The following is a 21179-nucleotide window of genomic DNA, read 5'->3' as shown; positions in this document are numbered from 1 at the left end:
TTCAAGTTTCGGAAACAGTCGCCGGATGCCTTCCGGCTCGCTGCGGCAGAAGCACAATCAACCCCACGATCAGCGCGGCAAGGATCGCCGACGCATAAAAGCGTCCGAAGGCTAATCCGCCGTTCGCGAGCGGCTTGTCGAGAAAATCGCCGACGGTGGCGCCGAGTGGCCGCGTCAGGATGAAGGCGGCCCAGAACAGCAGCGTGCGGGAAATCTCGGTGAAGAAATATGCGACGGCGACGGCGATCAATCCGATCGCGAACACGAGCGCGCCGCGTTCATATCCCAGCCCATTGGTATCGGCCATCCAGTCGCCGAGCGCCGTACCGAGCGTCTGAGAGAACAGGATTGCGGTCCAGTAGAACATTTCGATCCTCGGTGAGGCGACCGTTTCGACCGAGATCGATCCGGCCTGCCAGTACCAGACGCCGAGGGATGCCATCAGACAACCGAACAGGATCAGCGCCCCGCCGGGATATCCGATGCCGAGCGAGCGATCGGCGAAATCCGCCATCGTCGTCCCCGCCGTGGTGGTCGCGATGATCACCGCCCAATACAGGAAGGGATGGAAACGCTTCGCGGCAATCTGGGCGGCGACGGCAACAACGAATAGGCCGATAAACAAGGCGCTGCTGAGCGCATAGCCCCAATTCAGCGTCATCGAAACCGCGTCGCCGCCCGTCTCTCCGAGTGTCGTCGCGATGATCTTGATAATCCAGAAGCCGAGCGTGACGGCGGGGACCTTGGCGATGGTGTCGCTATTTTCATATGGCATCGGTTACCTTGTTTGCATGGCCTGTCCACCCGGTCTTCAACGTCGGCTGGCTCAGGTCTTTCCGACCGAGTCCATCACGTTCAGGAGATCGGCGATCGCCGCCTTGCACTTCGCCGCATCGGGCGTGCCGGCGCGAAGTTCGGACAGCACCCGGTCGATCGCCTTGTCCACGATGTGCCAATCGGCGGCCGCACGCGGCTTCAGCCCTGCTTCGGCGTCATCCCATTTGGTCTCGAGATCCTTGACCCGGGTCTTGGCGGCAGCCAGATCGCCCTTATCGACCAGCGCGGACGTATCGACCGCGATGGTCCGGAACGCGGTCAGGTCGCCGAGCTTCGACGACATCGCCGCTTCGACGTCCGCAATGAAGGTTACGCGCTGGAGCGGCGGCTTCGAAAAATTCACGTTCGCCATCGACAGGATAATGGTCGCGGCCACGAGACAGGTCTTCTTCATTTGGCTTCTCCTTTTTTGAAACGTTCAAGCATCACACGCGATAACCGTCCCCGCGCTGCTCGACGGCCGGCGTCTGCCAGCTGATCCACGACACGAGCACGATAATGACGGATAGAAAGATGGCGCTGGTGGAGACCGTACCGAACCCGAGTCCGCCATATTCGCGCGACTGCGACAGCAGATCGCCGAGCGATGCGCCCAGCGGCCGCGTGACGATATAAGCCAACCAGAACGTCAGGACCGGATTGGCGCCGAGGTACCAGGCGGCGGCAAGCGCGGCGATAACGGCGCTGAACACGATAACGCCGACATTGAACCCCAGACCGAGTGCCTCTGTCGCGAGGTCGCCGGCGGCGGTACCCAGCGCGAAGGTGAACAGAATCGTTGCCCAGTAGAACAACTCACGCCGGGTCGTAACAATCGTATGGATCGACAGCGTCCGCTCGCTCGCGTACCAGACCGCAAAGGTGGCCGCGAGCGCCATGGCAAACACCGTGGTGCTGAGATACAGACTGACTTCGAGCCCGTCCGTCAGCGCATCCGTAATCTGCGTACCGACCACACTGACCAGGACGACGGTCAACCAGTAGACCCAGGGCACATAGCTCCGCTTCAACAATTGAACGACCAGCATTGCCGTCAGCAGCGACGCCATGATGGCGTCCGTCATCACGGTTCCGAGACCGACGTTCTTCGCCAGATAGTCCGCGCCGGTTTCTCCGACGGTTGTGGACATGATCTTGATGATCCAGAATGCGAGCGTGATACCCGGAACCTTGTTCAGCATCGGCTCTCTCAAAATCTTCGGTTCCGGCACGCTCGTTCTCCTTCAGGGATCACCCTGCGCATTCGCCGGAGCAACCTGAAGCGGGCGACTTAGGAGCAACTTAGCGGCCGGTCTTGTTCCGGAAATCGCTCGAGCCGGCCCACAGGCGGCGCTAAGCTCCTCCTAAGTGTCGCGCCGGACACTGACGGGTTGATGGAAAGGCCCCTGATGCGCGTGCTCGTCGTGGAAGATGACCGGATGATCGGGGCCGCCGTGGTGCAGGCGCTCAAGGATGCCGCATACGCGGTCGATTGGGTCACCGACGGCGTTACCGCAATCGAGGCTGCCGGGATCGAGAGTTACGACGTCGCGCTGCTCGACCTCGGGCTGCCGCTCGCCGACGGCCGCGAGGTATTGCGTCAATTTCGCGCGAAGCGTGAACGGCTGCCCGTCATCATCGTGACGGCGCGAGACGGACTGGAGGACCGAATCGAAGGGCTCGACCTCGGCGCCGACGATTATCTGGTGAAGCCGTTTGAAATCCGCGAGTTGCTGGCGCGGATGCGCGCGGTGCTGCGCAGGCAGGGCAGCGGCGCCTCGCCTATCCTGAGCAACGGCGAAACGACGCTCGATCCCGCCACGCACACGGCATCGCACCGGGACGAAACGGCAGCGCTGACGGCGCGGGAGTTCGCACTTCTCCAGGCGCTGCTGATGCGGCCCGGCAGCATCTTGTCGCGCGGCGAACTGGAACGGACGATCTACGGCTGGAACGAGGAGGTCGAAAGCAACGCCGTCGAGTTCCTGATCCACGCCATCCGCAAGAAGCTTGGGCCGCAGGTTATCCGGAATGTCCGGGGCGTCGGATGGATGGTGGACAAGCCTTCATGACCCCCTCGCTTCGTGGCCGCCTTTTTGTCGGACTGACGGCCATGGTCGCTGTGACCTGCGCCGCGGCCGGCTTCTTCGCTTTCCGCTACGCCTTCGACGAGGCGATCGAAATGCAGGATGCCACGCTGACCCAGATTGCAGCGCTGGCGATCGACGGTCGCTTTGAAACGAAGATGACGCCAGCGGCGCCCGGCAACGGCGTCGACGCCGAGAACCGGCTGGTCATCGAGGAATTGGGAAGGCGCAGCGACAATGCGGCTGCGGGCGGACTACTGCTGACGCTCGACGACGGCCTCCGCGATGTCGCGCGCGGACGCGAGCGATGGCGGGTGTTGATCCGCACCAGGGCCGACGGCAGCCGGGTCATGGTCGGACAACCCACTTCCGTGCGCGAGGAGATTGCAACCGCGAGCGCCTTCCATACCGTCGTCCCGCTGCTGCTGCTTGTCCCGTTGATGTTGCTGGTGACCGCCATCCTGGTCCGCCAATCGTTGCGCCCGATGACCAGCATCGCGGAAACACTCGACACCCGGCGCGCGGACGATCTCGAGGAGCTGGCGCTTGACGGCGTGCCACAGGAGTTGCGGCCCTTCATCGCCTCGATCAACCGCCTGTTGCGACGCATTCAAGTCATGGTCGAGCGCCAGCGCCGTTTCATGGCCGACGCCGCGCACGAATTGCGAACGCCCATCACCGCCTTGACGTTACAGGCCGAAAACCTGGACCAGGTCGTATTGTCGCAGGAGAGCGCGGAACGCCTTGATGCGCTCAAGCAAGGGGCACGGCGCACCAGCCGCCTGCTCGAACAACTATTGACCCTTGCGCGCCACGACTTCGACCCGGCTGTTCCGGCGGCTGTGGTCGAGCTGGACCGCTGCGCGCGCAACGTCGTCGCCGACCTGCTGCCGGAATCGGCGGAAAAAGGAATCGATCTGGGTTTCGATGAAATTCAGCCGTGCCGGATTGATGCCGAGCCGCTGATGATCGAGATCCTGATCCGAAATATTCTCGACAATGCCCTTCGGCACACACCTCGGGGCGGAAAGATCGATATTTCCGTACAGTGCGGCCGCGATGGCGCCACGCTCACGGTCGAGGACACCGGGCCGGGAATCCCACCGGAGGATCTCGATCGCATTTTCGAACCGTTTTTTCGCGGGACCCGGCATCAGGGCGAAGGCTCCGGGCTGGGCTTGTCGATCGTCAAGCGGATCGTCGACAATCTTGGTGGCGTCGTAACCGTTCAAAACGTCGCTTCCGCCGGCGCGACGGGTCTCCGTGCGACGGTCCGAATGCCCGCTGTAATTTCCTAGTTTTCGCAATTAATCGTGATTGCACGCTTTGCGCTATCCGTTAAACAGACCGGCACCGGCGGAATGAACCGCGGCGATACCGCGCGACAATGCTGGTGTTTTTCGTATGGCCCTATCAGACAAAATCGAAACTGCATCGATCGCGCCGACTGCCGCGATGACGGGCAGCCATCATCTCGCCGCCGAACTCGGCGAGACGCTGAAGCTTGCCGTCCCGATCGCGCTGACGCAGCTCGGGCAGATCGCGATGATGACGACCGACATTGCCCTGATCGGCCGCTTCGGCAGCGAGGCCGTGGCCGCAGCGTCACTGGCGCACACCGTCTACTTCGTCAGCTTCACCTTTGGCATGGGGCTGGTCTCCGCTGTCGCGCCGCTGGCAGCGCAGGCGTTCGGCGCCCGCAATCCGCACGGCATCCGCCGTTCGCTCCGCGTCGGCCTGTGGGCCGCTTTGTTCATCGCACTGCCGATGATGGCGCTGTCGTTCCGCGGCGAGCAGATCCTGCTGATGCTGGGACAGTCGCCGGTGGCCGCCAATCTGGCGCAGCAATATCTGCTCGGGCTGACATGGAGCATCCTGCCCGCCCTGTGGTTTCTGGCGATCCGCGGCTTCATGAGCGCGGTCAACCGGCCGGAGCCGATCCTGTGGATCACGCTGGCCGCGATCCCGGCCAATGCGCTGCTGGTCTATCTGCTGCTGTACGGGGCGTTCGGCCTGCCGAACCTCGGGCTGTTCGGTGCAGGGCTCGCGACCTCGATCGTCAATTTCGGCACGCTGCTGGCGGCGCTGTGGTTTGTCGCGCGCCGCCGTCCGTTCCGGAAATTTCACGCCCTCGGGCATGTCTGGCGCGTCGACTGGGGCCTGATGCGGCAACTCGTCGTGATCGGTGCACCGATCTCGATTTCGTTCCTGCTCGAATACGGCCTGTTCGGCGCCGCTGGGCTTCTGATGGGCGTGATCAGCATGACGGCACTGGCGGCGCATCAGATCGCGCTGCAGGTCGCCGCGATCCTGTTCATGGTGCCGTTCGGCATCAGCATTGCCGCCACGGTGCGGGTCGGCCACGCCATCAGCCGCCGCGATGCGAGCGGGGTTCGCCGTGCCGGGCTGGTGGCGACATGGCTCGGCATCGCCATCGGCGCAGCTCTAACACTGGCCGTGATTCTCAGCCGGTTCGGGATCGCGACAATTTTTCTCGGCGAGAGCACCGACGCCACGGCGGAGCTGTCCGCGACATTGCTGCTGGTCGGATCGACCTTCTTTGTCGCCGACGCCATCCAGACCATTGCCGCCGGATCGCTGCGCGGCATGAACGACACCCGCCTGCCGCTGGTGTTCGCCACCATCAGCTATTGGCTGATCGGCTTCCCCAGCGCCTGGTGGCTCGCCTTCCACACGCCGTTGGGCGCGGTCGGCGTCTGGATCGGGCTGTCGGTCGGGACCGCGGTTTATGCCACGCTTCTGCTCTTGCGGTTTCGCTTCCTGGCGCGCAAGCTGGTCTTCCAATGACAGTTCAGGAAATCACACCGGCAGTTGACACCGATGCGCTGCTGGCCGGCGCGCAATTCGCCGATGCCTTCCGTGTCGAAACCGGAGACCGCAATCTGGATGCGCGGCATGCCGCGGAGCGCATGCTGGCGAGCCAGCCGCGCTGGGTGGACGCGCTGGTGTCGCTGCGCAATTTTGTGGTGTCGCCGCTGGGGTTGAAGCCTTCCGGCGAGGGCGCGCCGGCGCCAAGGGGCATGATCGGGATCTTTCCGGTGCTGAGCGAAACCCCGGATCGTCTGATCGCCGGCTTCAACGACAGCCATCTCGACTTTCGCGTCGTGATCGACGTGACCGCCCCCGAAGGCGTCAGGCAGGTCACCCTCACCACACTGGTCAAGACCCATAACTGGTTCGGCCGGACCTACCTTACCATCATCATGCCGTTTCACCGGCTGATCGCGCCGACCTTGCTGCGCCAGGTTGCCGGCTGAGCCGAACACATCCTTAATCCGCTTGGAGGGCCTGAAGCGTCGTTCGCCGTGAACTAGCTCTTCGTATCGGCCTGCTTCGTAAGCTGTGCTCCGCACCACTCATCATGACAACGGTCGAGATCGTTCAGATTCTGTCGCATCTGCTCCAGCGAGAATCCCAGCGCGAAGAATCGTTCGGCGACATCGCCGGGCAGGCCGCGGATCAAGCCCTCGCTGCGCACGGCGGCGACTTCAGCCGCGTAAGCATGTAGCGCGTCATCGACGGACTGGATCTCCACCGTGCCGCTGCCACTGCCGCTACGCAGGGATGCGGCGACCGCGCGCATGAAGTCGACGATCGCCGTGCTGATATCGGACAGCGGCCGCGCCAGACGCGTTTGCACATTCGCGGGCAGCGGGACCACGCTGGCGCGACCGATCATCACGACATCGTGGCGCAGCCGCTGGATGGTGCGCAGCAACGGGCCGGTGTCCGGGCCGCCCGACAGATGCGCCGCACGCTCGCGCTCGGCTTCAGTGCCCATCGCGTGCAGGCCGGTCACCGCCGTGCCGATGCCGTCCTGAATCCGGTGCAGGGCATCGTTGTCGAGGCCGCGCGTCAGCCCCGCCAGCAATTCGGCGAAGGCAGCGGCGAGCAGGTCCAGCAACGTCGCCGCGTTGGCGCGGATCTGGCTGATCGCCCGTGACGGCAGCACCAGGAACGACACCAGCAAGCCGGTGAGCGCGCCGACGGTGACCTCGATGACGCGATCGAACGCCGAATCGAGCGGGTTGGCATGGTTCATGGTCGGGACCAGCAGCACGATCACAGCGGTCACCGTCGCGGAGTTCAGGCTTGGATTGATGGCGGCGATGAAGGCCAGCGGCGTCACCGCCAACACCAGCAGCGCCAGCAAGCTGCCCTCGCCTGAATGCGGGATCAGCACCGCGATGGAGCCGCCATAGATCGCGCCGCCGATCGTGCCGAGCATATAGTCGCGGGTTGCCTTCAGCGACCGGCCGACGCTCATCTGGCTGACGATCAGCGATGTCAGCACCGCCCACAGCGGCAGCATCAGATGCAATGCGACCGCGACCACGTAGGCGGCAACAGCCGCCACCGCGATCCTGACCGCGAGCGCCAGTTGCACTTTACGGGCCCAGAGCGATCCGAGCATGCGTTTTACGAAGGCCATCATGCGCCGCGTTCCAGATCCTGCCGACTTATCCATGGTACACGACCCCAAGCATAGCTGATGCCCGGGCCCAATGGCGGCTTGAAAGGTCAATTCAGCCCGCCTACCCTGTTTAGTAAAATCGAGGAAACACGATGGCCCATGAAACCGCAACGCTGGCAGCCTATGTCGCCGACCTGAAATTTACCGATATCCCGCGTGAGGTGCTGGAGCGCGCCAAGGTGCTGACGCTCGACTTCCTCGGCAGCACGATCCGGGCACGGCGCGACGCGGAATCGACGGAATCGCTGTTGAAAATGCTCGAGGCGCTGGCGCTGGACGGCAAGGGCGAGGCCACCGTGTTCGGCGACAGCAAGACCTGGACGCCCGCGGTCGCCGCTTTGCTCAACGGCGCGCTCGGCCATTCGCTTGATTTCGACGACACCCACGCCGACTCCTCGCTGCATCCGAGCGCGCCGGTGGTGCCGGCGGCCTTCGCCGTCGGTGAAATGGTCGGCGCCTCCGGCCGCGACGTGCTGACCGCGATCGTGGCGGGCTATGAAGTGTGCTGCCGGCTCGGCAACGCGCTCGATCCCACTTCGCATTATGCGAAAGGTTTTCACCCGACCGCGACCGCAGGTACCTATGGCGCGGCGGCGGCGGCGGGAAAGCTGTTCGGCCTGTCGAAGGACCAGATCATCTCGGCCTTCGGCGTTTCCGGCAGCCAGGCGGCGGGCTCGCTGCAATTTCTGGTCAATGGCGCCTGGAACAAGCGCTACCAGGTCGGCGCCGCCGCGATGAACGGCGTGATCGCCGCTACCCTGGCGCGCAACGATTTCGTCGGTTCGTCCGAATCCGTCGAGGGCAAGCATGGCCTGCTGGTCGGCTACACCGACAACGCGCATCCCGACAAGGCGACCGCCGGGCTCGGCAAGACTTACGAGACACTGAGGATCGGCGTAAAACCCTATCCGAGCTGCCGCTATACCCATGCCGCCCTCGATGCGTTGATCGCGATGCGCCGGGAGCACAACCTGACGCCGGACCAAGTCAAGCGCGTCGAGATCGGCCTGCATCGCAACGGCATCACGCTGACGGGCGACGCGGCCACCAAGCGCCATCCGACCTCGATCGTCGGCGGACAGTTCTCGATGTTCTTCACCGGCGCGCTGGCGCTGGACCAGGGCCGGTTCGGCTGGGACGATTACGAGCGGCTCGGCGACGCCGCCGTCAATGCGCTGGCCGACAAGTTCGACGTGGTGCAGGACGATCGCCTCGAGATCGGCCGCACCCATCCGTTCGGCGCGCGCGTGTCGATCACCACCGATGACGGCGTGCATGAGCGGCTCTATGCCGACCCGTCCGGCGAGCCGGATTCGTTTCCGGACGCGCAGGCGATGCAGCAGAAATTCCTCACGCTGGCTCGCCCGGTGCTGAACGGCCGCGCCGACCAGCTCGCCGACGCGATCCTCTCGCTCGAGCGATTCGACCGCGTCGCGACGGCGACCCAGCTCGGCCGGCAATAGAGCCGTCCGTCAATTACTCCCTGCCAGCCTGGGCTTGTTGCCGGTCGCGGCGACGACGTCGCGCACGAGATCGAACACGCCGTCGGCTTCCGGCGGCCAGTTCGGCGAGCGGCCGAGACGCACGATCACCAGCCGCTCCGACGGGATGATGATCACGTATTGCCCGATCGTGCCCTTGGCGAAGAAGGCATCGCGCGGCCAGCCGTGCTCGACGCGGTAGGACGCACCAAAGCTGTCGCCGAGATTGGTCCAGAAGCCGGCACCGTAGCCGACCCAGGCATTTTTGGTCGGCGAGGCCGAATAGTTCACCCAGCCCTCCGGCAGGAGGCGCTTGCCGCCGGCCACACCATCGTTGAGATACAGAGCGCCGAAGCGCGCCCAATCGCGTGCGCTCGCCAGCATCTGGCTCGACCCCTCCGGATTGCCCGACGCGTCGAACTCGATCGTGACGTTGCGCATGCCGAGCGGCGTGAACAGTTCCTGTCGCGCGAAGCGGATGACATCGGCGGCCTTGCCGCCAGCCGCATTGCGGATCAGGTGCGAGAGAATGACGAAATTGCCGTCATTGTAATTCCAGACGCTGCCCGGCAGCGTCGCGAGATCGAGGCTCTCGGCATAACCGGCCATGTCCGATTCCATGAACTTCATGCGATTGACCGGCTCGAACGCAGCACCGAGCGAAGCCTCGAGCGAACTGCCGATCGCGAGCCCAGCGGTGTGACGCAGCAGGTGATCGACCGTGATCGCGCCCCGCGGATCGGCGGCGCCCTGCCATGCCGCGACCGGCACAGGCTTGTCGAGCGTGAGCGCGCCCTTGCGCACCAGAATGCCTGTCAGCGCCGAGATCACCGACTTGGTCGCGGAGAAGCCGAGGATCGGCGTATCGATGCCAAAGCCCTCGGCATAGCGTTCGGCGACGACGTGACCGTCTTTCAGCACCACCACCGCGCGGGTGTGGCGATGCGGCGGCTGCTCCGGCTCGGCGAACGCGCGATCGAGCGCTGAGGCCAATTGCGGCGTTGCTGGCGTGACCACAGCTGGACCTGCAATATCGGGCAACAGTGCCGGCTGCCTGGGATCGGCTGAAGGCACCGAGACTTCGGCGACCGCATCGCCATGATCGAGATAGCAGCCGAGGCCCTCGCGATGGACCGCGTGGCTCTTGCCGAGGCCGAACAAGTTCACCGTGACATCGCGGCGCGCGCGATCAACCCTGTAATCCATCGCCCAGGCGATGAGGTTGGCGCCCGGCATCGCATCCGTAGTTTCCGACAATGTCTTTTCCGGCTGAAGGCCCGACACGAAGGTTTCCGAACAGAGGATATTGGCCATGAAGCCGGTCGCGACCTTTGGCACATCGCGGGCCCGCGCGGCGGACATCGCCAGCGCGCCGAGCGCCGTGGTGGCGGCGAGGATCAGGATGAGATTTCGTCGGGTCATTTGAGGCATTTGGGGCTCTCCGGCATGACGCATCAGCGCGTGCCGGCCATTGACGACGAAGTGCGGCGGGCCGCTCGCCGGATTTGGAAATCGCCGTAGCCGGAATGTTGACGCGCCTCGCCGATTCCGAAATAATTCAATAATTACAATGAAATAAGGTTAGGTCGCGCTGGCCTTCAGCTTTCGATATTCCGATGGCGTCACGCCGGTGGTCGCCTTGAAGGCACGGTTGAACGGCCCGAGCGACTGGAATCCGGCGTCCATCGCAATGGTAATGACGGGGACTTCGGCCTGGCTGGGATCGGCGAGTGCTGCTTTCGCCTCGGCAATCCGGTGCGCATTGAGGAACACATTGAAATTGCGATAACCGAGCCGCTGGTTGATCAGCCGCCGCAACCGGTATTCGGGAATTTTCAGTTTGGTCGCCAGCGTGCCGATGCTGATATTTTCATGACGGTAGATCCGCTCGTCCGCCATCAGCCGCATCAGCGCATCGACCAGTTTTTGATCCGCACCCGCATCCGCACCGACCGGCTCTGTTTGCGCCTCAGGCGCGGCCGGAAACAGCTCGGCGCCGTCGACGCGCATCATCGCAAACGAGATTGCGGCAACCACGGCGGCCAGCGCCACCGAATTCACCGTGTTGGCGGCCTCAGAGCCGCCGCCGGACCAGAGAATCTGCAGGATCGCATTCAGCCCGCCATACAGCGCGGCGGCGCCGACGATGAAGACGCGGACGCCACGGCGGCGCTCGACCAGATCCGACGACCAGGAGGCGATGGTCTGCGCGACGGCCAGGATGATGAAGCCGAGCGCGATCAGATTGACCGCGACGATCGACAGCCGCACGCTGCCGCCGTGGGCCGGCGCGATCCACAGGCAATTGGCGAAGCTGAACGCCGCCACCGCCGCCCACACCAGCCCATGCCACGCGCGCAGCCTGAAGGTCTCGTCGAACAGCGCGCGCGTGAACAGCCAGAACACCACGACATTGCCGGTCGACAGCGCGATCAGCGGCGCATGCGCGATCGTGACCTGCGATATCGATCCGATCGAGTAGCTCACCGCATGCGCCACCGAGCCCAACGCAAACGCCGCGGCCAGCCGTCCGGCGAGCACGGTGCCGAACCCGCGAAACAGCGACGCGGCGAGCACCAGCAGCAGCGCCACCGTGGCGCCGCGCAAGGCGATATCGAGGGTCGCAAGCGGCATCGACTCAGTCCGGTTGCGCGGTCATCCGCGCCTGATGAAGTTAGTGCAGTTCGCTAAAACGTTCAATTTCAGGACGTTCAATTTAAAGCGCCAACCTGCTTAGTGCTAACCTTGCCACGTCGCGCGGTGGGTGACCCAGAGGTCGGCGACATGACCGAACAATTCGATCTCGCCTTCGGTTTTGGCCCCGAGCTTGCGCGCCACGCCTTGCGAGCCGACATTCTCGCAGTCGATGCAGTGAACGATGCGGTCGATGTCGTAGGTCGCGAACGACCAGTTGATCGAGGCCCGAGCCGCTTCCACCGCATAACCTTTGCCACGAAATTCCTTGGCGATGCCCCAGCCGACTTCAAAGCCGGGCCAGCCCGGCGGCCGCCACGGCCCGACTCGCCCGGCAAATTGGCCCGACGATTTTTCCTCGACCACGAACATGCCGGCGCCGTGGATGACCCAGTGTCCGGCCATCACCACCGTATGACGCCAGCCGGTCATCTCGTCGATCACAGGCTTGCCGTCGACGGTGATGAAGCGCGCGGTGCCGGGATCGGACAGCATCGCGGTATACGGCGCCATGTCGCTGCCCTGCCATTGCCGCAACCGCAGCCGTTCGGTCTCGATGACGGGGCTGTGCGCCGGCGTGACGCCGGGCCTGAGTGGAGCGATCATTATTTCAACATCCTCCCATGCCGTCCCCGCGAAGGCGGGGACCCATAGCCATAGTTATTAGTTGTTAGAATGATATCTTCCATTTGCGTTGAACGATAGGACACGGAGTATGGGTCCCGGCTCGCGCTTCGCTTGGCCGGGACGACGGATAGAGTATGATCGTCGAAAGAACAAAGGAGTCCCCCATGAGCTGGCAACCGTCTGAAGATCCCGTGCTCGGCGATCCCAAAACCTGCGACGCGCTCGAACTCGTCATCGTGCCGCGCACCCGCGACCTCGGCGACGGGTTTGCGGTGCGGCGCGCGCTGCCGCATGGCAAGCGGCAGATGGTCGGGCCCTTCATCTTCTTCGATCATTTCGGCCCGATGCAGTTCATCGCCGGCAGGGGCATGGACGTTCGCCCGCATCCGCATATCGGGCTTGCCACTGTCAGCTATCTGTTCGACGGCAGCATCATGCACCGCGACAGCGAGGGCAATATCCAGGAGATCCAGCCCGGCGCGATGAACCTGATGACCGCCGGCCGCGGCATCGCGCATTCCGAACGGACGCCCGACGTGCAGCGCCGCGACGGCCAGAAGATGCTCGGCCTGCAAAGCTGGATCGCGCTGCCCATCGGCTCAGAGGAAATCGCGCCGTCGTTCCAGCACTACGCCGCCGAAAGCCTGCCGACGGTGACGGATAACGGCTTCACCGCTCGGATCATCGCAGGGAGTTCGTTCGGCTTGAAATCGCCGGTCAGCATGGTGTCGCCCTGGTTTTACGCCGAGGTGAACGCGCAGGCCGGCACCAGCGTGCCGCTCGATCCCGATCATGAGGAGCGCGCGATCTACCTCGTCGAGGGCGAGGTCGAGATTGCGAACGAGCGCTACGAGGGGCCGCGCCTCCTGATCTTCCGGCCCGGCGACCGCATCACGGTGAAGGCGGTCAAGCCGACGCGGATGATGTTCCTCGGCGGCGACGCGCTGGAAGGCCCGCGCCATATCTGGTGGAATTTCGTTTCCTCCAGCAAGGAGCGGATCGAACAGGCCAAACAGGACTGGAAAACCGGCCGTTTTGCCCATGTTCCCCAGGAACACGAGTTCATTCCGCTGCCGGAGTAAGCTAAAGCTCGGCCTTCTCCTTTTCGCCCTCGCGTCCGCGCGCGGGCGCCTGCCTGAAAGCATGACCTGATGAACGCGATGCTCGCCAGCGACCTGCCCTTGCCACGGATCGGGCGCGGCAAGGTGCGCGATATCTATGCCGTCGGCGACGACCGCGTGCTGCTGCTGACCACCGACCGTATCAGCGCGTTCGACGTCGTGATGGCCGAGACCATCCCGATGAAGGGGGCGGTGCTCACGCAAATCAGCGCCTGGTGGTTCCGCCAGCTCGAAGGCGTGGTGCCGCATCACATGATCAGCGCCGACGCCGACGAAATCATCCGCGAGGTACCGGCGCTGAAAAATCATCGCGCCGATATCGTGGGCCGCGCGATGCTGTGCCGGCGCACCACGGTGTTCCCGGTCGAGTGCGTGATCCGCGGCTACATCTCGGGCTCGGCCTGGAAGGAATATGCCGCGTCGGGCACGCTCGCCGGCGAGAAGCTGAAAGCCGGACTGGTCGAGAGCGAGAAGCTCGAGCCTTCGATTTTCAGCCCGGCGACCAAGGCCGAGACCGGCCATGACGAGAACATCACGGTCGCGCGCGTGCGCGAAGTGCTCGGCCATGACGTCGCGACCGCGCTGGAAGGCATGGCGCGCACGGTCTACACCTTCGGCGAACAGACCGCCCGCAAGCAAGGCATCATCATCGCCGACACCAAGTTTGAATTCGGCCGCGACAGCGACGGCCGCATCATTCTGATCGACGAGGTGATGACCCCCGACAGTTCGCGGTTCTGGGCTGTCAACGTCTACCAACCCGGCCAGGGCCAGCCGAGCTTCGACAAGCAGCCGCTGCGCGACTATCTCGACGCCGAGAGGAAGGCCGGCCGCTGGAACGGCGACGCCCCGCCCCCGCCGCTGCCGGCCAGCGTCGTCGATGCCACCAGCCAGCGCTATCTCGAAGCGTATCGGCGCGTGACGGGGCATGAGCTGAAGGTGTGATGCACTGACGCTTCTCCGCGCGATGCTGTCGTAGGGTGGGCAAAGGCGCACTTGCGCCGTGCCCACCATCCGCCTCGCCTTTGTTCGCGATGGCATTGAATGGATTCGACAGGTCTGCGTTCCCCGGATGCAGCGCAACGCGCCGCGCTTGCGGCGTGGCGCACTGCTGATCCGGGGTCCATGCACCGCGAACGTAGGTCCCGGCTCTGCGGAGCAGCGTTACACGCTGCACCGCGTCCGGGACACGACCGTCGTTTAATTCAATACCGTCATGCGCTAGGCTCGCCCCACAAAATCATAACCGAGGACGCCTGACATGAACGAGCCCGACGCCGTGCTGGTCGAACGCGATGGCCCCGTGACCATCGTATCCATCAACCGTCCGCATTGCCGCAACGCCGTTGACGGCGCGACCGCGCGAAAGCTGTACGATATTTTTCTGGCCTTCGATGCCGACGAAACGGCCTCGGTCGCGGTGTTCACCGGCACCGGCGGCACTTTCTGCGCCGGCGCCGACCTCAAGGCGGTGGCGGCGGACGATCCCAACAAGAAGCGCGAGATCGGCGGCCACGACAGCATTGCGCCGATGGGGCCGAGCCGGCTGCGGCTGTCGAAACCGGTGATCGCAGCGATCGAAGGCTTTGCGGTAGCCGGCGGCATGGAGCTGGCGCTGTGGGCCGACATGCGCGTGGTCGCCGAGGACGCCACCTTCGGTGTGTTCTGCCGGCGCTTCGGCGTGCCGCTGATCGATCTCGGCACCGTCCGGCTGCCGCGGCTGATCGGCCATTCCCAGGCGATGGACCTGATCCTGACCGGACGCCCGGTCGGCGGACCGGAAGCGTTGCGCATGGGGCTTGCCAATCGCCTGGTGGCGAAAGGCGAGAGCCGCACGCAGGCGGTTCAACTGGCAAAGGACATCGCGCGCTTCCCGCAGACCTGCATGCGCGCCGACCGGTTGTCGGCGCTGCGACAGTGGGATCTCGGGGAGGAAGACGCCATCGCCAACGAGATGCGCGGCGGCCTCGAGGTGATCGCTTCGGGCGAGACGCTGTCGGGCGCGGCGCGATTTACCTCCGGGATTGGCAGGCATGGCGCGTTCGGCGGCGGCGGGGACGTCGGCAACGGCTGACGCCAGTGTACCGTTCATACCGGTCACAAGCTGTCATAAAAATGTTGTTGGCGCAGTGCGCTACCCTCGGCTACCACTGGGGCTGACGTTTGGGGGCAGGCGCGGGCGTGATCAGTCGATCCAGTAGATTCAATCCGGGCGTACGCGGCGCGCTTAACGACGTCCTCGGCGGCGCCGCCGCCAGCGTCCTGACCATCACCTTCGGCCTGTCCTACGCGCTGCTGATCTTTGCGGGTCCGCTTTCGCCCTATCTTTCCTACGGCGTGGCCTCGACCTTCATCGCGTCGGCCGTGCTCGCCACCGTGGTGGCGCTCGGCAGTTCCCTGCCATTCGCGATCGCCGGGCCGGAAAGCTCTACCGCAGCGGTATCTGCGATCCTGACCTCGTCGCTGGTCGAGCGAATGACGGCCGCCGATCCCTCGGCGCCACTGCTGGTGCCGGTGCTGATCACGCTCGGTCTTTCGACGGTCGTGACCGGTATCGTGCTCTGCGGCTTCGGCATCACGCGCATGGGCCGCGCCATCCGCTATGTGCCCTATCCCGTGGTCGGCGGCTTTCTCGGCGCCACCGGCCTGCTGATCGTTCTCGGTGCAATCAGGGTGATCACCGGACATCGCCTGCAATTCGCCACGCTCGGCCAATTTGCCAATCCGACGACCTTGTCGGAGCTGGGCGCGGCCTGCGTGATGGCGCTGGTGTTGTATATGACCTGGCACCGTTCGCGCACTCCGTTTGGTTTGCCGGTCATCCTGGTCGGCGGCGTGATCGCGGCCCACCTTGCATTCTGGCTGGCCGGCATTTCACCCACCGAGGCCCAGGCGGTGGGCTGGACCTTTCAGCCGCCGCCGTCGATCACCTTCATGCTGCCATGGCATCCCGCCGCGATCGAAGACTATCCGTGGCACCTGCTTCCGGATCTCTCGGGCGACCTGGTCGCGGTCATTTTCGTGACGGCAACCAGCACGCTGTTCAATACCGCCGGGATCGAAGTGGCGGCGCAGCGCGAGGCCAATCTCGAGCAGGAGCTGAACGTCGCCGGCCTCGCCAATATCCTGGCCGGCGCGCTGGGAGGCTATGCCGGCTGCGTCTCGGTCAGCCGCTCGATCCTCAGCTTCAATGCCGGCGGCATCGGCCGGTTGAGCGGCCTGACGGTCGCGGCGGTTTCCGCGCTGATGCTCGCGGCGGCGCCGATGCTGCTCGGTTACATGCCGAAATTCGTGCTCGGCGGCCTCCTGATCTATCTCGGCGCCGACCAATTGCACAAATGGATCGTCGAATCGCGACGCCGGCTATCGATCGCGGAATATCTGTCGCTGCTGGCGATCATCGTCATTATCGCAAAATGGGGCTTCGTTTCCGGCATCCTGATCGGCGTCGTGATCGGCTGCGCGACGTTTGCGCTCAGCGCGGCGCGAATCGAGTCGATCAAGTTCAGCTTCAACGGCGAGGAGTATCGCAGTTCGCTGGATCGCTCCCGCGATGACCAGGCGCTTCTGACCGAGTATGGCGGCAAGATCCAGGGCCTTAATCTGCAAAGCTATCTGTTCTTCGGTTCGGCCAACCGGCTCTATCAATACGTCAAGGCGATGCTGCAGCGGCATCCCGAATGCCGCTATCTGGTGTTCGACTTCAAGCTCGTCACCGGCATCGATTCGTCCGCGGCTTACAGCTTCGCCCAGATCAAGCGCAGTGCCGACGACCGCGACGTCAAGCTGCTGCTGGTGCATCTGGCCCCGGCCGCCGAAAAGGCGCTGCGGTCGAGCGGCTTCATTTCCGGCGACGTCAGCATCGTACCCGAGCTCGATCATGCGCTGGAACGGTGCGAGAACGAGATCATCAGTGAACATCAGGGCCTCGAGCAGGAAGAAGCCAGCTTACGCGACTGGTTCACCCAGATTCTCGGCAGCGACGAAGACGCGACGACGTTGATCCACCATTGTCAGCGCATCGAGGTCGACACCGGCGAGATCATCGTCAATGCCGGCGACGCCGCCGATTCCATGTATTTCATTCTCGACGGGCGGGTCGGCATCATGATCCCGGCATCACTGGGCGCCACCACACGGGTGCGCAGCCTTGGCCGCTACACCACGATCGGCGAGATGGGCCTGATTGCGCATGTGCCGCGAAGTGCAACGATCCAGGCCGAAGTGGCCAGCGTACTCTACGCGCTGAACGCCCATCAGTTCGAAGCCATCAAGGAAGACGACCCGGCGCTGGCGCAGAAACTTCTGACCTATTTCGTCGCCGTGATGGCGGAGCGGCTGACGTTCGCCAATCGCACCATCGCGGTGCTGCGGCGGTAGCGTGACAGGTGGCCGCCGGGGCTTTGCGTATCGATGCCGGCATGCTCTGATATCTCCTTCACAGGATTCGAGAACATGGTCGATACCGATCTGAAGACGTTCGCTATCAGCGACTTCCGCCTGCAGAGCGGCGTCGTGCTTCCAGAGGTGACGATTGCCTACCGGACCTTGGGCACGCTCGCCGCCGACCGCGGCAACGCCGTGCTGGTGACGCATGGCAACACTTCGGGCCCGCAAATGATCGATCCCGGCGGCTCGACCGGCGAAGGCAGCTGGAACGAGATCGTCGGCCCCGGCAAGGCGGTCGATACCGTCAGCTTGTTCGCGATCTGCCCGAACATGCTGGGATCGTCCTATGGCTCGACCAATGCGGCCAGCATCGATCCCGCCACCGGCAAGCCTTACGGGCCGCGGTTCCCCGATATCACGCTCAGCGACATCGTCGGCACGCAGCGGCTATTGATCGACCAGCTCGGGATCGCAAAACTGTTCGCGATCGTCGGCCCGTCCTATGGCGGCTTCCAGGCGTTCCAGTGGGCGGTGAATTACCCGGACATGATGAAGGGCATCGCGCCGGTGGTCACCTCGCCGCTGGTGCCGCGCGAGCGCTCCGAGGGCAATGTCGCGCGGCTGCTCGGGGCCTTGTCGAAGGATCCGAACTGGAACGGCGGCGATTACTACGACCGCGGCGGCGTTGCGGAGACCATGACGGAGATCCGAATGGCGACGCTGAAGACCTATGGGATCGAGGACCGCCTCAAAGCCACGATGTCCGATCCGGTTGAGATCGAAGCCGCGATCCGCGACGAGGCAGCGCGATGGGCAAAAGGTTTTGACGCCAATTCGCTGATCATTCTGGCGAAGGCGCTGCGCGGCTTCGACGTGACGGCGCAGCTCTCGCGGATCAAGGCGAAGGTGCTATTCGTCCTGTCGCGGACCGACAAACTGTTCCCGCCCGACATCGCGCCCGGCGTGATGCAGGGATTGAAAGCGGCCGGCGTCGATGCGGACTATTTCCTGCTCGACAGCGAACTTGGTCATTCGGCGTCGGGGCTCGACGCCCACAAGTGGGCGCCGAGGTTGAAGGTGTTTATGGAGAGTTTGGCTTAACCGACCTCGCCCCGCTTGCGGGGAGAGGGAGAAGTAAACTAAATCCCCGCCATCATCACGTATTTGATCTCGACATATTCTTCCATGCCGTGATGCGAGCCTTCGCGGCCGAGGCCTGACTCCTTGACGCCGCCGAACGGGGCGACTTCGGTGGTGATGAGGCCGGTGTTGACGCCGACCATGCCCGACTCCAGCGCTTCGGCGACGCGCCAGACGCGGCCGAGGTCGCGGGAATAGAAGTAGGACGCGAGGCCGAACGGCGAGTTGTTGCACATCGCAATCACCTCGGCCTCGTCCTTGAAGCGGAACACCGGCGCCAGCGGACCAAATGTTTCCTCATGCGCGACCAGCGCGTTCGGGCTGACGTTGGAAAGCACGGTCGGCTCGAAGAAGCTGCCGCCGAGCGCATGGCGCTTGCCGCCGGTGACGATCTTGGCGCCGCCCTTGACCGCGTCCGCAATGTGCTTCTCGACCTTGTCGATCGCTTCCATGTTGATCAGCGGGCCCTGCGTCACGCCTTGCTCGGTGCCGTCGCCGATCTTCATCGCTGCAACTTTCGCGGCGAGCTTTTCGACGAACTGATCGTAGATCTTGTCCTGCGCATAGAGGCGGTTGGCGCAGACGCAGGTCTGGCCCATGTTGCGATACTTCGAAACCATGGCGCCTTCGACGGCGGCGTCGATATCGGCGTCATCGAACACCACGAACGGCGCGTTGCCGCCGAGTTCGAGGCCGAGCTTCTTCACGCCGACGGCGGCCTGCTGGTAGAGGATCTTGCCGACCTCGGTCGATCCGGTGAAGCCGACGAAGCGCACCGCGGGATGCTCGCACAAGACCTTGCCTATCGCCGACGAATTGCCGGTGAGGATATTGAACACGCCCTTCGGCACGCCGGCCTTCTCAGCCAGCGCCACCAGCGCCAGCGCGGTCAGCGGGGTCTCGTTGGCGGGCTTGAGCACCACGGTGCAGCCGGCCGCCAGCGCCGGCGAAACTTTTCGCGTGATCATCGAGCAGGGGAAATTCCACGGCGTGATCGCGCCGCAGACGCCGATCGGCTGCTTGATCGCGAGCAGCCGCGCATCGGCGCGCTGGGTCGGGATGGTTTCGCCGTAGACCCGCCGCGCCTCCTCGGCGAAGAACTCGACATAGGCGCCGCCGATATCGACTTCGCCGAGCGCTTCCGCCAGCGGCTTGCCCTGCTCCGAGGTGAGGATCAGCGCGAGATCCTCGCGGTTGGCGATGATGAGGTCGAACCATTTGCGCAGGATGTTGGAGCGCTGCTTGGCCGTGAGCTTGGCCCAGGCCGGGAACGCGCGCTCGGCGGCTTCTACCGCTTGCGTCGCTTCCGCCGTGCTCATGACCGGGATTTTTGCCAGTTCCACGCCATTGACCGGATTGGTCACGGCCTTGGCCGGCGTGCCGACCCAGGCGCCGTCGATATAGCAGCGGTCGCGCAGCAGCGACGGATCCTTCAGGCGGTCGTGCAGCGAAGGGGTTTTGGCGTGCGAAGCACGTGCGGCGACGGGCGGGTTCATGGCGTTACTCCTCGGATTATTATCGGGATTTTTCTGGATATTGATCCGAGTATAGGCCGAAACCGGACGCAATGCATCGGCCGCGGAAGCGGGGCTGCTTCAAGCAATTTTGAGGGCTTGGTCGTTGTTTGTCATTCCGGGGCTATGCGCAGCATAGAACCCGGAATCTCGAGATTCCGGGTTCGCTTCGCGCCCCGGAATGACGGCGTTGCTACAGCGCGTCTCTCAAGCCGCGCCGTTCATGTAGGTTTCGCGGCGGCCGATCATGCGTTCGGCGGCGGCCTTGGCGTCGGACTTCGAGGAGGTCGCACACGTCCGGTATTCGAGATCGGGCAATGACGAGGTTTCGCGGCGGCCGAACCAGGATTTCGAACCGACCGGCAGTTGCGCCAGCGCCTGGGCCACGTTGTCGACCGCCTCGAACGAATGCAGCGCGCCGGTGGAGGCAATGCGCACTTCATAGAGCCCGGGGGTGATCGGTGCCTCGATATTGTCGCCGCGCCCGGCCCGGGGATATCGCTTCCATTCACTCCAGGTCGAGATCATCGCGGAACCCTCGCAATAGCAGCAGCCACTAGCTTTTTCATCAAATCATTCAGACCAGAAGCACCATTTCCGCTGGAATCTGAATATCTTACTGTAAAAAATCGGTACCGGAAATAATTCCGGGATCACGTTACCGTGGATGCCCCAAGCGGTCACCGGATTTGCATTTCGTCCACCGCAAATTGTGATGAAGTGTTGCAGTTTTGTGTCTCCGCCAATGCCCACACCCCGGCCCACGCCGTCAGCCCATCACGAGATCGCGATAGCGCCGGCGGGAGTTTGTCTGT

Annotated in this window: 20 protein-coding genes; 10 read left to right on the top strand and 10 right to left on the bottom strand. The window is 64.1% G+C overall.

Features of this window, described 5'->3' with window-relative positions; translation table 11 throughout:
- Position 1 precedes the first annotated feature (1 nt).
- From BLR13_RS18780 to BLR13_RS18770, 3 genes are read right to left on the bottom strand one after another with little or no spacing between them, the layout of a single operon-like run.
- Positions 2-775 (bottom strand): COG4705 family protein, encoded by a 774-nt coding sequence (locus BLR13_RS18780; RefSeq protein ID WP_074820697.1) that lies wholly within the window; start codon positions 773-775, stop codon positions 2-4.
- Between the two features lie 51 nt (positions 776-826).
- Entirely contained in the window at positions 827-1231 is a 405-nt protein-coding gene (locus BLR13_RS18775) for a hypothetical protein (protein WP_074820699.1), read from the bottom strand.
- Between the two features lie 31 nt (positions 1232-1262).
- Complete coding sequence (locus BLR13_RS18770) at positions 1263-2018, bottom strand: COG4705 family protein (protein ID WP_074820701.1); 756 nt, start codon at positions 2016-2018, stop codon at positions 1263-1265.
- Positions 2019-2225: 207 nt separating this feature from the next.
- Between BLR13_RS18770 and BLR13_RS18765 the strand changes: the two genes are divergently transcribed.
- Positions 2226-2888 (top strand): response regulator transcription factor, encoded by a 663-nt coding sequence (locus BLR13_RS18765; protein ID WP_074820703.1) that lies wholly within the window; start codon positions 2226-2228, stop codon positions 2886-2888.
- Positions 2889-2973: 85 nt separating this feature from the next.
- Here the strand turns inward: BLR13_RS18765 and BLR13_RS41760 are convergent, their stop codons facing one another.
- On the bottom strand, positions 2974-3255 hold the full coding sequence (locus BLR13_RS41760) for a hypothetical protein (RefSeq protein WP_244525207.1): 282 nt from the start codon (positions 3253-3255) through the stop codon (positions 2974-2976).
- Here BLR13_RS41760 and BLR13_RS18760 point away from each other — a divergent pair.
- The 3 genes from BLR13_RS18760 (at position 3254) to BLR13_RS18750 (ending at position 6181) form a co-directional block, all read left to right on the top strand.
- Positions 3254-4201: a sensor histidine kinase gene (locus tag BLR13_RS18760; protein WP_244525206.1), complete on the top strand. Its 948-nt coding sequence runs from the start codon at positions 3254-3256 to the stop codon at positions 4199-4201. The two genes, BLR13_RS41760 and BLR13_RS18760, sit on opposite strands and share 2 nt — an antisense overlap.
- A gap of 106 nt (positions 4202-4307) precedes the next feature.
- Positions 4308-5711, top strand: coding sequence for an MATE family efflux transporter (locus BLR13_RS18755; protein WP_074820707.1), 1404 nt, complete (start codon positions 4308-4310; stop codon positions 5709-5711).
- Entirely contained in the window at positions 5708-6181 is a 474-nt protein-coding gene (locus tag BLR13_RS18750) for a DUF2867 domain-containing protein (protein ID WP_074820710.1), read from the top strand. The genes BLR13_RS18755 and BLR13_RS18750 overlap by 4 nt, the downstream gene beginning before the upstream one ends.
- A 53-nt stretch (positions 6182-6234) precedes the next feature.
- Here BLR13_RS18750 and BLR13_RS18745 read toward each other — a convergent pair whose 3' ends face one another.
- On the bottom strand, positions 6235-7356 hold the full coding sequence (locus tag BLR13_RS18745) for an FUSC family protein (RefSeq protein WP_074831354.1): 1122 nt from the start codon (positions 7354-7356) through the stop codon (positions 6235-6237).
- Between the two features lie 134 nt (positions 7357-7490).
- On the opposite strand from BLR13_RS18745, the gene BLR13_RS18740 reads away from it, so the two are divergent.
- Positions 7491-8861, top strand: a complete 1371-nt coding sequence (locus BLR13_RS18740; RefSeq protein WP_074820712.1) for an MmgE/PrpD family protein — start codon at positions 7491-7493, stop codon at positions 8859-8861.
- A gap of 9 nt (positions 8862-8870) precedes the next feature.
- Here the strand turns inward: BLR13_RS18740 and BLR13_RS18735 are convergent, their stop codons facing one another.
- The 3 genes from BLR13_RS18735 to BLR13_RS18725 all read right to left on the bottom strand — a co-directional run bounded on the left by BLR13_RS18735 (position 8871) and on the right by BLR13_RS18725 (position 12179).
- Entirely contained in the window at positions 8871-10301 is a 1431-nt protein-coding gene (locus BLR13_RS18735; protein WP_074820713.1) for a serine hydrolase domain-containing protein, read from the bottom strand.
- A 159-nt stretch (positions 10302-10460) separates the two neighbouring features.
- On the bottom strand, positions 10461-11513 hold the full coding sequence (locus BLR13_RS18730; protein WP_074820714.1) for a helix-turn-helix domain-containing protein: 1053 nt from the start codon (positions 11511-11513) through the stop codon (positions 10461-10463).
- A 105-nt stretch (positions 11514-11618) separates the two neighbouring features.
- The gene (locus BLR13_RS18725; RefSeq protein ID WP_074820716.1) at positions 11619-12179 is read right to left on the bottom strand and encodes a GNAT family N-acetyltransferase; all 561 of its coding nucleotides are present in this window, start codon (positions 12177-12179) and stop codon (positions 11619-11621) included.
- A gap of 185 nt (positions 12180-12364) precedes the next feature.
- Between BLR13_RS18725 and BLR13_RS18720 the strand changes: the two genes are divergently transcribed.
- From BLR13_RS18720 to BLR13_RS18700, 5 genes are all read left to right on the top strand, one after another.
- Complete coding sequence (locus BLR13_RS18720; RefSeq protein ID WP_074820718.1) at positions 12365-13282, top strand: pirin family protein; 918 nt, start codon at positions 12365-12367, stop codon at positions 13280-13282.
- 69 nt (positions 13283-13351) lie between these two features.
- Entirely contained in the window at positions 13352-14266 is a 915-nt protein-coding gene (locus tag BLR13_RS18715; protein WP_074820720.1) for a phosphoribosylaminoimidazolesuccinocarboxamide synthase, read from the top strand.
- Between the two features lie 316 nt (positions 14267-14582).
- Complete coding sequence (locus BLR13_RS18710) at positions 14583-15395, top strand: crotonase/enoyl-CoA hydratase family protein (protein WP_074820722.1); 813 nt, start codon at positions 14583-14585, stop codon at positions 15393-15395.
- A 107-nt stretch (positions 15396-15502) separates the two neighbouring features.
- A complete protein-coding gene (locus tag BLR13_RS18705) occupies positions 15503-17701 on the top strand; it encodes an SLC26A/SulP transporter family protein (RefSeq protein ID WP_244525205.1) in 2199 nt (732 codons plus the stop codon).
- A gap of 75 nt (positions 17702-17776) precedes the next feature.
- Entirely contained in the window at positions 17777-18811 is a 1035-nt protein-coding gene (locus BLR13_RS18700) for an alpha/beta fold hydrolase (protein ID WP_074820726.1), read from the top strand.
- A gap of 38 nt (positions 18812-18849) precedes the next feature.
- On the opposite strand, the gene BLR13_RS18695 is transcribed toward BLR13_RS18700, so the two are convergent.
- The gene (locus tag BLR13_RS18695; protein WP_074820729.1) at positions 18850-20346 is read right to left on the bottom strand and encodes an NAD-dependent succinate-semialdehyde dehydrogenase; all 1497 of its coding nucleotides are present in this window, start codon (positions 20344-20346) and stop codon (positions 18850-18852) included.
- Positions 20347-20571: 225 nt separating this feature from the next.
- The gene (locus BLR13_RS18690) at positions 20572-20892 is read right to left on the bottom strand and encodes a hypothetical protein (protein ID WP_074820731.1); all 321 of its coding nucleotides are present in this window, start codon (positions 20890-20892) and stop codon (positions 20572-20574) included.
- Positions 20893-21179 lie beyond the last annotated feature (287 nt).

Origin of the sequence: Bradyrhizobium ottawaense (assembly GCF_900099825.1) — a bacterium.
Lineage (GTDB): Bacteria > Pseudomonadota > Alphaproteobacteria > Rhizobiales > Xanthobacteraceae > Bradyrhizobium > Bradyrhizobium ottawaense_A.
The sequence above is the reverse complement of the archived record's forward strand: the minus strand, read 5'-3'. Positions and strand labels throughout refer to the sequence as shown.

What these genes read in the sequence shown, in the direction of transcription:
- BLR13_RS18780 (WP_074820697.1), bottom strand. Translation starts at nt 775, where the DNA reads ATGCCATATGAAAATAGCGACACCATCGCCAAGGTCCCCGCCGTCACG.
- BLR13_RS18775 (WP_074820699.1), bottom strand. Translation starts at nt 1,231, where the DNA reads ATGAAGAAGACCTGTCTCGTGGCCGCGACCATTATCCTGTCGATGGCG.
- BLR13_RS18770 (WP_074820701.1), bottom strand. Translation starts at nt 2,018, where the DNA reads ATGCTGAACAAGGTTCCGGGTATCACGCTCGCATTCTGGATCATCAAG.
- BLR13_RS18765 (WP_074820703.1), top strand. Translation starts at nt 2,226, where the DNA reads ATGCGCGTGCTCGTCGTGGAAGATGACCGGATGATCGGGGCCGCCGTG.
- BLR13_RS18760 (WP_244525206.1), top strand. Translation starts at nt 3,254, where the DNA reads ATGGTCGGACAACCCACTTCCGTGCGCGAGGAGATTGCAACCGCGAGC.
- BLR13_RS41760 (WP_244525207.1), bottom strand. Translation starts at nt 3,255, where the DNA reads ATGACCCGGCTGCCGTCGGCCCTGGTGCGGATCAACACCCGCCATCGC.
- BLR13_RS18755 (WP_074820707.1), top strand. Translation starts at nt 4,308, where the DNA reads ATGGCCCTATCAGACAAAATCGAAACTGCATCGATCGCGCCGACTGCC.
- BLR13_RS18750 (WP_074820710.1), top strand. Translation starts at nt 5,708, where the DNA reads ATGACAGTTCAGGAAATCACACCGGCAGTTGACACCGATGCGCTGCTG.
- BLR13_RS18745 (WP_074831354.1), bottom strand. Translation starts at nt 7,356, where the DNA reads ATGGCCTTCGTAAAACGCATGCTCGGATCGCTCTGGGCCCGTAAAGTG.
- BLR13_RS18740 (WP_074820712.1), top strand. Translation starts at nt 7,491, where the DNA reads ATGGCCCATGAAACCGCAACGCTGGCAGCCTATGTCGCCGACCTGAAA.
- BLR13_RS18735 (WP_074820713.1), bottom strand. Translation starts at nt 10,301, where the DNA reads ATGACCCGACGAAATCTCATCCTGATCCTCGCCGCCACCACGGCGCTC.
- BLR13_RS18730 (WP_074820714.1), bottom strand. Translation starts at nt 11,513, where the DNA reads ATGCCGCTTGCGACCCTCGATATCGCCTTGCGCGGCGCCACGGTGGCG.
- BLR13_RS18725 (WP_074820716.1), bottom strand. Translation starts at nt 12,179, where the DNA reads ATGATCGCTCCACTCAGGCCCGGCGTCACGCCGGCGCACAGCCCCGTC.
- BLR13_RS18720 (WP_074820718.1), top strand. Translation starts at nt 12,365, where the DNA reads ATGAGCTGGCAACCGTCTGAAGATCCCGTGCTCGGCGATCCCAAAACC.
- BLR13_RS18715 (WP_074820720.1), top strand. Translation starts at nt 13,352, where the DNA reads ATGAACGCGATGCTCGCCAGCGACCTGCCCTTGCCACGGATCGGGCGC.
- BLR13_RS18710 (WP_074820722.1), top strand. Translation starts at nt 14,583, where the DNA reads ATGAACGAGCCCGACGCCGTGCTGGTCGAACGCGATGGCCCCGTGACC.
- BLR13_RS18700 (WP_074820726.1), top strand. Translation starts at nt 17,777, where the DNA reads ATGGTCGATACCGATCTGAAGACGTTCGCTATCAGCGACTTCCGCCTG.
- BLR13_RS18695 (WP_074820729.1), bottom strand. Translation starts at nt 20,346, where the DNA reads ATGAACCCGCCCGTCGCCGCACGTGCTTCGCACGCCAAAACCCCTTCG.
- BLR13_RS18690 (WP_074820731.1), bottom strand. Translation starts at nt 20,892, where the DNA reads ATGATCTCGACCTGGAGTGAATGGAAGCGATATCCCCGGGCCGGGCGC.